The following is a 12907-nucleotide window of genomic DNA, read 5'->3' as shown; positions in this document are numbered from 1 at the left end:
ATCAGGCTCCTTGGGCATTGTTGGGGGCACCCCCGGGAGAGGCGGCGGGGTTGAGCGGCCGGTGCCGCAGGCGGTCGCGCAGCGCCTGGTGCCAGACCGGCCGCCTACGCGGCGGAACGTGATCGACTCCGCCCGGAGACCAGGGGTTGCAGCGCAGAATGCGCCAGGCGGTCAGGGCCGTCCCCTTGAGCGCGCCATGCCGGTCGATGGCGCCGTACCCGTAGTGAGAGCACGACGGATAGTAACGGCAGACCGGTCCGAGGAGGGGGCTGATCGTCCACTGATACAGCTTGATCAGCAGCAGCAGCGGGTACTTCATCCGCGTACCCCTCCCAGTAGCCGCTCCAGTGCGGCGTCCAGCTCCCGAGCCAGCTGGTCGGACGCGGCACGCTCCGCGCCCGGCAGGGCCCGCACTACCACCAGGCTACCGGCGGGCAGGTCGGTGAGCCTCGCGCGGACCAGGTGGCGCAGGCGGCGTTGCACGCGGTGGCGGGCCACCGCGTTTCCCACGGCCTTGCTCACGACGAAACCCGCACGTGGCGGAGGGGGTGTCCCCTCCGCCACGTGCGGGTCCGATCCATCGGTCAGATGGACGACGAGGTGCGGGCGGCCGGCCCTTCGGCCTCGCCGCATCGCGGCCGCGAACTCCTCGCGCCGCCTCAGCCGGTTCTCGGAGGGCAGCACCGCATGGGACCTGTGGTCGTCAGACTCAGGCCGAGAGCCGGGCGCGGCCCTTGGCACGACGGTTGGCCATGATGGCGCGGCCGGCACGGGTCCGCATCCGCAGCCGGAAGCCGTGGGTCTTGGCCCTGCGCCGGTTGTTCGGCTGGAAAGTGCGCTTGCTCACTCGGGGACTCCAGAGATCTTCGGTGTACCGGCATGGATAGGCCGAGACATATGTGGACCGTCGCTGGCTGTCACCGTGCGCCCGCGAGGGCAATCGCAACGCCCGAGTCAGCCGCTCAACACCTCTGGTCGGAGGCGGGCCATCGGAGGCAGGCGGCAGCAGCCATCGACGACTCGACCTGGCAACGGTACGCGCGCAGCGCGCCACAGGTCAAACTCGGACGGCGCATCCTTGTACACAGCCTGTGGACAACGACTTGATGCGCGCGCCTCACGCTGACTAACGTGGCTGAACTCCGAATCTTTCCCGATCGCCCCCGGCGTCACACCCACAGGTGCCCGCCAACCCAGCACGACCCCCTGCGCCACCCCTGCGAGTGAGAGAGCGTGCCTCGTGGCTGACCTTCCAGCGGACCTTGCAGCGGTCTGGCCGCGGGCTCTGACAACGATGCTCTCGGACGGCCAACGGCTGGAGTCCAAGGACCACCGTTGGCTCCAGGACTGCCAGCCGCTGGCGCTGGTCTCCGGGACCGCGTTGCTCGGCGTGCCCAACGAGTACGCGAAGAACGTGCTGGAGGGGCGGCTCGCGCCGCTGATCAGCGAGGCGCTCAGCCGCGAGTGCGGGCAGCCGGTGCGGCTGGCGATCACCGTGACCGCGCCGCCCGCCGACCCCGCGCCGCCCGCGCCCGCGCCGGCCGCCCCCACCGTTCCCGAGCAGCAGGCGCACCGGGGAGAGCCCCGCGCCGACGACGGATACCACGGGGACCAGGGGCACGCGCTGCCCGACGTGCGGCCCGCCTACCCGGAGCGGCACCAGCCGCCGCAGGAGAGCCCGCGTTGGCGCCAGCCGCACGGTGACTACTCCTCATACGGCAGGCCGGAGGGGTACGACGGCTCCTCCTACGGCGACTCCTACCGGGAACAGACGTACGGCGAGAGGCAGTTCGGCGAGCAGTCGTACCAGGAGCAGCGGTACGGCGAACGCGCGTACGGCGCCGAGCCGCGCTACAACGAGCAGCAGCGCTACGGCCGCTACGAGGCGGGCGGCGGCCAGCCGGGGCCCGCGGGAGGCGCGCCCGGGCCGTTGGCCGCGCAGCCGGCGCCCGCGACCGGGCCGGGGGAGCCGACCGCCCGGCTGAACCCGAAGTACCTCTTCGACACCTTCGTCATCGGCGCCTCCAACCGCTTCGCCCACGCCGCCGCGGTCGCGGTCGCCGAGGCGCCGGCCAAGGCGTACAACCCGCTCTTCATCTACGGCGAGTCCGGGCTCGGCAAGACCCACCTGCTGCACGCCATCGGTCACTACGCCCGCAGCCTCTACCCGGGCACCCGGGTGCGGTACGTCAGCTCGGAGGAGTTCACCAACGAGTTCATCAACTCGATCCGGGACGGCAAGGCCGACGCGTTCCGCAAGCGCTACCGGGACATGGACATCCTGCTGGTGGACGACGTGCAGTTCCTGGCGAGCAAGGAGTCCACGCAGGAGGAGTTCTTCCACACCTTCAACACCCTGCACAACGCCAACAAGCAGATCGTGCTCTCCTCCGACCGTCCGCCCAAGCAGCTGATCACTCTGGAGGACCGGCTCCGCAACCGCTTCGAGTGGGGACTGATCACGGACGTCCAGCCGCCCGAGCTGGAGACCAGGATCGCGATCCTGCGGAAGAAGGCCGTCCAGGAGCAGTTGAACGCGCCGCCCGAGGTGCTGGAGTTCATCGCCTCGCGGATCTCCCGCAACATCAGGGAGCTTGAGGGCGCGCTGATCCGGGTCACCGCCTTCGCGAGCCTCAACCGGCAGCCGGTGGACCTGGGGTTGACGGAGATCGTCCTGAAGGACCTGATCCCGGGCGGCGAGGACGCCACTCCGGAGATCACGGCGGACGCCATCACCTCGGCCGTCGCCGACTACTTCGGGCTGACCATCGAGGATCTGGCGGGTTCCTCACGCAGCCGCATCCTGGTCACGGCCCGACAGATCGCCATGTATCTCTGTCGGGAACTGACCGATCTCTCGCTGCCGAAGATCGGGCAGCACTTCGGCGGGCGTGACCACACCACGGTGATGCACGCGGACCGCAAGATCCGGGCGCTGATGGCCGAGCGACGCTCCATCTACAACCAGGTCACCGAGCTGACCAACCGCATCAAGAACGGCTGACCCGGCGGCTGACGACGCCCCTCCGGCGCGCCCGCGCGCGTTCCGCCGTCCCCTTCCGCATGTGTCCCCCTTCCACCCGCGCACGCCCACGCCCGCCCGCGCGGTGGTTCCGCGCGCTCTCCGGGGCCGTCGCACCGGTCTCGTGGTGGCTCTCCGTGCCGACGCGCGGGGAGGAGGCGGCGGTTCATCGGGGCGTCGCCGAGGCTTCGTCTCCCGGGGCCTGTTCGATTAGCGAGCTGGACCACCGTGATCTCGCGGGTTTCCCACAGATTCGGCGAGTTGTCGCCGTCCACACCCTGTGAGGTTGGCGTGTCGTCCAGAACTCCGTCCACAGGCGGAGCGGGAGAACGGGAGCTGTGCAGGTCAGGTGCCTGTGGATGTGTGGAGTACGGACTTCCACAACCTGTGGACGAACGCCGGGGGCCGCCGGGGCCGTTCGGCGTTGTCCACCGGTCGAGGCCAGCTACCCACAGGGAACGGGCAGTTGTACACAGCCAATCCACAGGTTTATCCACTGTTCGGCAACCTAACGCGCCGCCTCACCAGGTCGAGTGAATCAGGTCACAGGAAGCTGCCGACGGGCCTGTGGGTAAGGGCTCCGAAACTGGGGACGGAGCTGTGCAGAACTCGGGTCGACCTGGGGATGGCCTGTGCACAACGCGCCGCCGTCCACAGGAGGGCCTGCTTCATCCACCGCTCCGCCCACAGGGCCTGTGCACAAAAAACCGGCACTGACCAGGGGATTCGGAGTTATCCACGGTTTCCACAGGCCCTACTACTACGACTACGGTTATAAGGCGGGAGACTCGTTTCGAAGTGGGGGCTGTGCACAACCTGGCCCGGGCAGGTCCTACCCGGCGCGCCTCGATTTGACTCGCCGAAGCACCTACTGTCAGTGCCGTGCGTCAGACTGGTGGCCCAACAGGAAGTCGAAGGCGACGAGCGGCCAGCAACTGCGGGAGGCGGCTGAAGTGAAGATCCGGGTGGAACGCGATGTGCTCGCGGAGGCGGTGGCGTGGGCCGCCCGCAGCCTGCCGGCCCGGCCTCCGGTGCCGGTGCTCGCGGGGCTGCTGCTGAAGGCCGAGGAGGGCGCCCTGAGCCTCTCCGGCTTCGACTACGAGGTCTCGGCACGGGTCTCCGTCGAGGTCGACGTGGAGGACGAGGGGACGGTTCTGGTCTCCGGCCGGCTGCTGGCCGACATCTGCCGTTCGCTGCCCAACCGCCCGGTGGAGATCTCCACCGACGGCGTGCGGGTCACGGTGGTCTGCGGCTCCTCGCGGTTCACCCTCCACACCCTTCCGGTCGAGGAGTACCCCGCGCTGCCCCAGATGCCCACGGCCACGGGCACGGTGTCGGCCGAGGTCTTCGCCTCCGCCGTCTCCCAGGTGGCCATCGCGGCCGGCCGGGACGACACGCTGCCGGTCCTCACCGGCGTCCGGGTCGAGATCGAGGGTGACACGGTCACGCTCGCCTCGACGGACCGATACCGCTTCGCGGTGCGGGAGTTCCTGTGGAAGCCCGAGGTGGCCGACATCTCCGCGGTCGCCCTGGTGCCCGCCAAGACCCTGCTGGACACGGCCAAGTCGCTCAGCGGCGGCGACACCGTCGCCCTGGCGCTCTCCGGCTCCGGCGCGGGCGAGGGCCTGATCGGCTTCGAGGGCGCCGGCCGGCGGACCACCACGCGGCTGCTGGAGGGCGACCTCCCGAAGTACCGCACGCTCTTCCCCACCGAGTTCAACTCGGTGGCCGTGATCGAGACCGCGCCGTTCGTCGAGGCGGTCAAGCGCGTCTCGCTGGTCGCCGAGCGCAACACCCCGGTCCGGCTCAACTTCGAGCAGGGCGTGCTGATCCTGGAGGCCGGCTCCAGCGACGACGCACAGGCTGTGGAGCGGGTGGACGCCCAGCTGGAGGGCGACGACATCTCCATCGCGTTCAACCCGGGCTTCCTGCTGGAGGGGCTCAGCGCGATCGACTCCCCGGTCGCCCAGCTCTCGTTCACCACCTCCACCAAGCCCGCGCTGCTCAGCGGCCGGCCCGCGGTGGACGCGGAGGCGGACGACGCCTACAAGTACCTGATCATGCCCGTCCGCCTCAGCGGCTGACGCGCTGATCTGCGCTTTTGAGCGCCCGCCCCCGCAGGTGTGCGCGCGGGGGCGGGCGTAGGCTCGGCCTCAGGAACAACGCTACGAAGGAGTCCTGATGGAGCTGGGTCTCGTCGGCCTCGGCCGTATGGGCGGCAACATGCGCGAGCGCATCCGCCGGGCCGGACACACCGTCGTGGGGTACGCCCCCGACTCGGAGAGCGCCGATGTCCACAGCCTGCGCGAGATGGTGGACGCGCTGGCCGCGCCCCGCGTGGTGTGGCTGATGGTGCCGGCGGGCGAGGCGACCCAGTCGGTGGTCAACGAGCTGGGCGAGCTGCTCTCCCCCGGCGACGTGGTGGTCGACGGGGGCAACTCCCGCTGGACCGACGACGCCCGGCACGCGGAGGAGCTGGCCGCGAAGTCGATCGGCTTCGTCGACTGCGGTGTCTCCGGCGGCGTCTGGGGCCTGGAGAACGGCTACGCGCTGATGTACGGCGGCGAGGCGGAGCATGTCTCCCGCGTCCAGCCGGTCTTCGACGCGTTGAAGCCCCCGGGCGAGGCGGGCGCGGTCCACGCGGGCAGCGTCGGCGCCGGCCACTTCGCCAAGATGGTGCACAACGGCATCGAGTACGCGATGATGCAGGCGTTCGCCGAGGGCTGGGAGTTGCTGGAGGCGGCCGAGGAGGTCACGGACGTACGCGAGGTCTTCCGTTCCTGGCAGGAGGGCACGGTGATCCGTTCCTGGCTGCTGGACCTGGCGGTGCGCGCGCTCGACGACGACGAGCACCTGGAGCGGCTGCGCGGTTACGCCGCCGACTCCGGCGAGGGCCGGTGGACGGTCGAGGCCGCGGTGGACCACGCGGTGCCGCTGCCGGCGATCACCGCCTCGCTCTTCGCGCGGTTCTCCTCGCGGCAGGAGGACTCGCCTCAGATGAAGATGGTCGCCGCGCTGCGCAACCAGTTCGGCGGTCACGCCGTGCGGAGCTCCTCGTAACGGACGTGCCTGCGGGCGGAGAGAGCGGGAGGGTCGGGCCACCGTCGTGCATCTGACACATCTGTCGCTGGCCGACTTCCGGTCCTACGCCCGGGCCGAGGTCGAGCTGGGGCCCGGCGTCACCTGCTTCGTCGGGCCCAACGGCCAGGGCAAGACCAACCTGGTCGAGGGCGTCGGCTACCTGGCGACCCTCGGCAGCCACCGCGTCTCCTCCGACGCGCCCCTGGTGCGGATGGGCGCCGAGCGCGCCGTGCTGCGCGCGCTGGTGCGGGAGGGGGAGCGCCAGCAGCTGGTCGAGCTTGAGGTGAACCCGGGCCGCGCCAACCGCGCCCGGCTCAACCGGTCGAACCAGGTGCGCCCCCGCGACCTGCTGGGCATCGTGCGCACCGTGCTCTTCGCGCCCGAGGACCTGCGGCTGGTCAAGGGGGACCCGGCGGAGCGCAGGCGGTTCCTGGACGAGCTGGTGACGGCGCGCGCGCCCCGGCTGGGGGGCGTGCGCGCCGAGTACGAGCGGGTGTTGAAGCAGCGGAACTCACTGCTGAAGTCCGCGGCGATGGCCAGGCGCCACGGCGGGCGTGGCATGGACCTGTCCACGTTGGACGTGTGGGACCAGCATCTGGCCCAGGTGGGCGCCGAGTTGGTGCGGGCGAGGCTGACGCTGCTGGAGGCGCTGCGGCCGTTGGCCGACAAGGCGTACGAGGAGGTCGCGCCGGGTGGCGGTCCCGTGGTGCTGGAGTACCGGGCCTCGACGGACGGCGAGGACGCCGGGGAGGGCGCGGCCTCCGGCCCGGGGCCGGACGACCGCGAGGGGTATGTGGCGCTGCTCGCCCGGGCGTTGGCCGAGGCGCGGAAGCGGGAGATCGAGCGCGGGGTGACGCTGGTCGGGCCGCACAGGGACGATCTGCTGCTGCGGCTGGGCTCGTTGCCGGCCAAGGGGTACGCCAGCCACGGCGAGTCCTGGTCGTTGGCGCTGGCGTTGCGGCTGGCGTCGTACGGGCTGCTGCGCGAGGAGGGGCCCGAGCCGATCCTGGTGTTGGACGACGTGTTCGCCGAGTTGGACTCCCGCAGGCGCCACCGGTTGGCGGAGTTGGTCGCCTCCGCCGAGCAGGTGCTGGTGACGGCCGCGGTGCCGGAGGACGTGCCGGAGATCCTGGCCGGGGCGCGCTTCGAGGTCGCCGAGGGGGAGGTCACCCGTGTCGTGGCCGGTTGAGCCGGGGCGGCGGCCGGACGCGGGCGGTCGTCCACCGGCTGTGGACGGTCAACGCGAGGCGGCGCGCGGGGAGTCGCCCGCCGCGGGGGGCCCCGAGAAGCCCGAGCCGGCGGAGGCCACCGGTGTCGACCTGGCGCGGGTCGCGTTGCGCGCCGCGAAGGAACGCGCGCGGGAGCGCGGCGCGTTTGTGCGGCAGCGTCGGGAGGCGCGCAGGGGCGGGTTGCGCTCCGGGGCGCGCGCCGGGGGGCGTGACCCGTTGCCGCTGGGCGCCGCCGTGGCGCGGCTGACCGAGGAGCGGGGCTGGGAGATGCCGCTGGCGGTCGGCGGAGTGCTGGGCCGCTGGCCCGAGTTGGTGGGTCCCGAGGTGGCGCAGCACTGCGCCCCGGAGAGCTACGACGAGGAGAGCCGGGTGCTGGCGGTGCGCTGCGACGCGACCGCGTGGGCCACCCAGCTGCGTCTTCTCGCGCCCCAGCTGCTGGCGCGGCTCAACGCCGATCTCGGCCAGGGCACCGTGAAGTTGATCAAGGTGAAGGGGCCGGCGGCCCCCGCGAGGCCCTCGGGACGGCTGCGCGCTCCCGGGTCCAGAGGGCCGGGAGACACCTACGGGTAGGGCCGGACGCGGGTCATCGGGAGTGATCCCGGTCACGTCCCCGGCGGTTGACAGGTGGAAGCGCTGAGCGCCGTTGTGAACGGATCAGGGGCCCCGGTCACATATGGGGAGTCGTCGGAGGCGGGTTGAGGGCGGCACATGCGGACTGAGAGCCCGGCAAACCGCCGTTACGGTTCGCGCTAGCGGTAGACTGAGAAGTACCGCCCCGTTGCGGACCATGTCGAACGACGCAGCCGCTCCCCAGAGTCGGAGCCGGCTTGTGCTGTGCCAGAAAGGGCGCTTCGTGGCCGATTCCGGCGATGCCAACCAGAACACCTCCCCCTCCGCCGATTCGACGGACGTTCCCCCCTCCTACGACGCCAGCGCGATCACCGTGCTGGAGGGGTTGGACGCGGTCCGTAAGCGGCCGGGCATGTACATCGGGTCCACCGGCGAACGCGGGCTCCACCACCTGGTCACCGAGGTCGTGGACAACTCCGTCGACGAGGCGCTCGCCGGCCACGCGGACCGGATCGACGTGACGATCCTGTCCGACGGCGGCATCCGCGTGGTCGACAACGGGCGCGGTATCCCGGTGGGCATGGTGCCCTCGGAGGGCAAGCCCGCGCTGGAGGTCGTGCTCACCGTGCTGCACGCGGGCGGCAAGTTCGGGGGCGGCGGCTACGCCGTCTCCGGCGGTCTGCACGGCGTCGGCGTCTCCGTCGTCAACGCGCTCTCCACCCGGGTGGAGGTCGAGGTCAGGACCGACGGCCACCGGTGGACCCAGGAGTACGTGCGGGGCGTCCCCACCGCACCGTTGGCGCGCCACGAGGAGACGGAGGAGACCGGCACCACGGTCAGCTTCTGGGCCGACGGCGACATCTTCGAGACCACGGACTACTCCTTCGAGACGCTCTCCCGGCGCTTCCAGGAGATGGCCTTCCTCAACCGCGGCCTCACGATCACCCTCACCGACGAGCGCGCCGCGGCCAAGCAGACCTCGGGCGCCGACTCGGCAGCCCCGGCCGACGACGAGCCGCGCCGGGTCGCCTACCACTACGAGGGCGGGATCTCCGACTTCGTGCGCCACCTCAACTCCCGCAAGGGTGAGCCGGTGCACGCCTCGGTGATCGAGATCGAGTCCGAGGACGTGGAGCGCAAGATCTCCGTGGAGATCGCGATGCAGTGGAACACCCAGTTCAGCGAGGGTGTCTACAGCTTCGCCAACACCATCCACACCCACGAGGGCGGCACCCACGAGGAGGGCTTCCGGGCGGCGCTCACCGCCCTGGTGAACAAGTACGCCAGGGAGAAGAAGCTGCTGCGTGAGAAGGACGACAACCTCGCGGGCGAGGACATCAGGGAGGGCCTCACCGCGATCATCTCGGTGAAGCTGGGCGAGCCCCAGTTCGAGGGCCAGACCAAGACCAAGCTGGGCAACACGGAGGCCAAGACCTTCGTGCAGCGGATCGTCTACGAGCACTTCACCGACTGGCTCGACCGGAACCCGACCGAGGCCGCGGACATCATCCGCAAGGGCATCCAGGCCGCCACCGCCCGCGTCGCCGCCCGCAAGGCCCGCGACCTCACGCGCCGCAAGGGCCTGCTGGAGACGGCCTCGCTGCCGGGCAAGCTCAGCGACTGCCAGTCCAACGACGCCACCAAGAGCGAGATCTTCATCGTCGAGGGCGACTCCGCCGGCGGCAGCGCCAAGTCCGGCCGTGACCCGCAGTACCAGGCGATCCTCCCGATCCGCGGCAAGATCCTCAACGTGGAGAAGGCCCGGATCGACAAGGTCCTCCAGAACACCGAGGTCCAGGCGCTGATCTCCGCGTTCGGCACCGGCATCCACGAGGACTTCGACATCTCGAAGCTCCGCTATCACAAGATCATTCTGATGGCGGACGCCGACGTCGACGGGCAGCACATCAACACCCTGCTGCTCACACTGCTGTTCCGCTTCATGCGCCCGCTGGTCGAGGCAGGACACGTCTACCTCTCCCAGCCGCCGCTCTACAAGATCAAGTGGGGCCGCGACGAGTTCGAGTACGCCTACTCCGACCGCGAGCGCGACAGCCTGATCCGGCTGGGCCGCGAGCGCGGCAAGCGGATCAAGGAGGACTCGATCCAGCGGTTCAAGGGCCTCGGCGAGATGAACGCCGAGGAGCTGCGGATCACCACCATGGACATGGCCCACCGGGTGCTGCGCCTGGTCACGCTGGACGACGCGGCGGCGGCCGACGACCTCTTCTCGATCCTGATGGGCGAGGACGTCGAGGCCAGGCGCTCGTTCATCCAGCGCAACGCCAAGGACGTCCGGTTCCTGGACATCTGACGCCGGCCATCCGGCCCATCACCGCCGCTTGAAAGGAATCGGACCCACAGCAATGGCCGACGAGACCCCCCCCACCCCGCCGACCCCCGAGGGCATCGACCCGGGCGCGCTGCGGATCGAGCCGGTGACGCTCGAAACCGAGATGCAGCGCTCCTACCTCGACTACGCGATGAGCGTGATCGTCTCCCGGGCGCTCCCCGACGTGCGCGACGGCCTCAAGCCCGTCCACCGGCGCGTGCTCTACGCCATGTACGACGGCGGCTACCGCCCGGAGCGCGGCTACTACAAGTGCGCCCGCGTCGTCGGCGACGTGATGGGCACCTACCACCCGCACGGCGACACCTCCATCTACGACGCGCTGGTGCGCCTGGCCCAGCCCTGGTCGATGCGGATGCCGCTGGTCGACTCCAACGGCAACTTCGGCTCGCCCGGCAACGACCCGGCCGCCGCCATGCGGTACACCGAGTGTCGGCTGGCACCGCTGGCGATGGAGACCCTCCGGGACATCGACGAGGAGACCGTCGACTTCCAGGACAACTACGACGGCCGGAACCAGGAGCCGACGGTGCTGCCGTCGCGCTTCCCGAACCTGCTGGTCAACGGCTCGGCCGGCATCGCGGTCGGCATGGCGACCAACATCCCCTCGCACAACCTGCGGGAGGTGGCCGCCGGCGCCCAGTGGTACCTGGAGCACCCGGACGCGGAGCCCGACGAGCTGCTGGACGCGTTGATCGAGCGGATCAAGGGCCCCGACTTCCCGACCGGCGCGCTGGTCGTCGGCCGCAAGGGCATCGAGGAGGCGTACCGCACCGGGCGCGGCTCGATCACCATGCGGGCCGTCATCGAGGTCGAGGAGATCCAGGGCCGGCAGTGCCTGGTCGTCACCGAGCTGCCCTACCAGGTCAACCCGGACAACCTCGCGCAGAAGATCGCCGAACTGGTCAAGGACGGTCGGGTCAACGGCATCGCCGACGTCCGCGACGAGACCTCGTCGCGCACCGGGCAGCGCCTGGTGATCGTGCTGAAGCGGGACGCCGTCGCCAAGGTCGTGCTGAACAACCTGTACAAGCACACCGACCTCCAGACCAACTTCGGCGCGAACATGCTGGCGCTGGTCGACGGCGTGCCGCGCACCCTGTCGCTGGACGCGTTCATCCGCTCCTGGGTCGCCCACCAGATCGACGTGATCGTCCGGCGCACCCGCTACCGGCTGCGCAAGGCCGAGGAGCGCGCGCACATCCTGCGCGGCCTGCTGGCCGCGCTGGACGCGATCGACGAGGTCATCGCGCTGATCCGGCGCAGCGAGACGGTCGACGTGGCGCGCCAGGGGCTGATGGGCCTGCTGAGCATCGACGAGATCCAGGCCAACGCCATCCTGGAGATGCAGCTGCGCCGGCTGGCCGCCCTGGAGCACCAGAAGATCACCGCCGAGCGCAACGAGCTGGAGGCGCGGATCCGCGAGTACAACGCGATCCTCTCCTCGCCCGAGCGGCAGCGGGAGATCATCGGCGAGGAGCTGGCCGCGATCGTCGACAAGTACGGCGACGACCGGCGCACCCAGCTGGTGCCCTTCGAGGGCGACATGTCCATCGAGGACCTGATCGCCGAGGAGGACATCGTCGTCACGATCACCCGCGGCGGCTATGTGAAGCGCACCAAGACCGACGACTACCGGGCGCAGAAGCGCGGCGGCAAGGGCGTGCGCGGCACCAAGCTCCGCGAGGACGACATCGTCGACCACTTCTTCGTCTCCACCACTCACCACTGGCTGCTCTTCTTCACCAACAAGGGGCGGGTCTACCGCGCCAAGGCGTACGAGCTGCCGGACGCCGGGCGGGAGGCGCGCGGGCAGCACGTGGCCAACCTGCTGGCGTTCCAGCCGGACGAGCGGATCGCCGAGATCCTCGCGGTCCGGGACTACGAGGCGGCGCCGTACCTGGTGCTGGCCACCAAGTCCGGCCTGGTGAAGAAGACCGTCCTCAAGGACTACGACTCGCCCCGCTCCGGCGGCGTCATCGCGATCAACCTGCGCGAGATGCCGGACGGACGTGACGACGAACTGATCGGCGCCGAGCTGGTCTCGCCCGAGGACGATCTGCTGCTGATCAGCAAGAAGGCGCAGTCGATCCGTTTCACCGCCACCGACGACTCGTTGCGTCCCATGGGGCGCGCGACCTCGGGCGTGAAGGGGATGAGCTTCCGCGAGGGCGACGAGCTGCTCTCGATGAACGTCGTCCGGGCCGGTACCTTCGTCTTCACCGCGACCGACGGCGGCTACGCCAAGCGGACGCCCGTGGACGAGTACCGCGTCCAGGGCCGCGGTGGTCTCGGCATCAAGGCGGCCAAGATCGTGGAGGACCGGGGCTCCCTGGTGGGTGCCCTGGTGGTCGACCCGACGGACGAGATCCTCGCCATCACGCTGGGCGGCGGGGTGATCCGCACGCGGGTCAACGAGGTCAGGGAGACGGGCCGTGACACCATGGGCGTCCAGCTGATCAACCTGGGCAAGCGCGACGCCGTCGTGGGCATCGCGCGGAACGCCGAGGCGGGTCGGGAGGCCGAGGAGGTCGACGCCGTGGACACGGACGTCGAGCCCGTCGCCGAGGCCGGGCCGGAGTCGGTCACGGGCGCCGAGCCCGTCACCGACGAGGAGTAGTACGTGAGTGGAGCCGTGGAAGCCCCCGGGGGCGG

At 70.5% G+C, this 12907-nt stretch carries 10 protein-coding genes; 7 read left to right on the top strand and 3 right to left on the bottom strand.

Annotation, left to right across the window (positions count from 1 at the left end; genetic code table 11):
- Nucleotide 1 precedes the first annotated feature (1 nt).
- Genes yidD through rpmH form a run of 3 tightly spaced genes read right to left on the bottom strand, consistent with a single transcriptional unit; the run spans nt 2 to nt 847 of the window.
- On the bottom strand, nt 2-319 hold the full coding sequence (gene yidD / locus FH715_RS12585; RefSeq protein ID WP_097232213.1) for a membrane protein insertion efficiency factor YidD: 318 nt from the start codon (nt 317-319) through the stop codon (nt 2-4).
- The gene (rnpA, locus tag FH715_RS12580) at nt 316-684 is read right to left on the bottom strand and encodes a ribonuclease P protein component (protein WP_139644529.1); all 369 of its coding nucleotides are present in this window, start codon (nt 682-684) and stop codon (nt 316-318) included. The genes yidD and rnpA overlap by 4 nt, the downstream gene beginning before the upstream one ends.
- A gap of 25 nt (nt 685-709) precedes the next feature.
- Nucleotides 710-847: a 50S ribosomal protein L34 gene (gene rpmH, locus FH715_RS12575; protein WP_097232211.1), complete on the bottom strand. Its 138-nt coding sequence runs from the start codon at nt 845-847 to the stop codon at nt 710-712.
- 393 nt (nt 848-1240) lie between these two features.
- On the opposite strand from rpmH, the gene dnaA reads away from it, so the two are divergent.
- The 7 genes from dnaA (at nt 1241) to gyrA (ending at nt 12872) form a co-directional block, all read left to right on the top strand.
- Entirely contained in the window at nt 1241-3004 is a 1764-nt protein-coding gene (dnaA, locus tag FH715_RS12570) for a chromosomal replication initiator protein DnaA (RefSeq protein WP_139644528.1), read from the top strand.
- A gap of 971 nt (nt 3005-3975) precedes the next feature.
- The gene (dnaN, locus tag FH715_RS12565; protein WP_139644527.1) at nt 3976-5106 is read left to right on the top strand and encodes a DNA polymerase III subunit beta; all 1131 of its coding nucleotides are present in this window, start codon (nt 3976-3978) and stop codon (nt 5104-5106) included.
- A 97-nt stretch (nt 5107-5203) separates the two neighbouring features.
- Nucleotides 5204-6082, top strand: coding sequence for a phosphogluconate dehydrogenase (NAD(+)-dependent, decarboxylating) (gene gnd, locus FH715_RS12560; protein WP_139644526.1), 879 nt, complete (start codon nt 5204-5206; stop codon nt 6080-6082).
- Between the two features lie 46 nt (nt 6083-6128).
- Nucleotides 6129-7292, top strand: a complete 1164-nt coding sequence (gene recF / locus FH715_RS12555) for a DNA replication/repair protein RecF (protein ID WP_139644525.1) — start codon at nt 6129-6131, stop codon at nt 7290-7292.
- 40 nt (nt 7293-7332) lie between these two features.
- Nucleotides 7333-7902, top strand: a complete 570-nt coding sequence (locus FH715_RS12550; RefSeq protein WP_139644807.1) for a DciA family protein — start codon at nt 7333-7335, stop codon at nt 7900-7902.
- 259 nt (nt 7903-8161) lie between these two features.
- Nucleotides 8162-10216: a DNA topoisomerase (ATP-hydrolyzing) subunit B gene (gene gyrB, locus FH715_RS12545; RefSeq protein ID WP_139644524.1), complete on the top strand. Its 2055-nt coding sequence runs from the start codon at nt 8162-8164 to the stop codon at nt 10214-10216.
- A 52-nt stretch (nt 10217-10268) separates the two neighbouring features.
- Nucleotides 10269-12872, top strand: coding sequence for a DNA gyrase subunit A (gene gyrA, locus FH715_RS12540; protein ID WP_246108713.1), 2604 nt, complete (start codon nt 10269-10271; stop codon nt 12870-12872).
- Nucleotides 12873-12907 lie beyond the last annotated feature (35 nt).

The sequence above is a fragment of the Streptomyces sedi genome (genome assembly GCF_006335015.1).
GTDB classification, from domain to species: Bacteria; Actinomycetota; Actinomycetes; order Streptomycetales; family Streptomycetaceae; genus Streptomyces; species Streptomyces sedi.
The sequence above is the reverse complement of the archived record's forward strand: the minus strand, read 5'-3'. Positions and strand labels throughout refer to the sequence as shown.

Bases quoted from the DNA above. Each gene is read 5' to 3' on its own strand.
- yidD (WP_097232213.1), bottom strand. From the start codon at position 319: ATGAAGTACCCGCTGCTGCTGCTGATCAAGCTGTATCAGTGGACGATC.
- gnd (WP_139644526.1), top strand. From the start codon at position 5,204: ATGGAGCTGGGTCTCGTCGGCCTCGGCCGTATGGGCGGCAACATGCGC.
- gyrA (WP_246108713.1), top strand. From the start codon at position 10,269: ATGGCCGACGAGACCCCCCCCACCCCGCCGACCCCCGAGGGCATCGAC.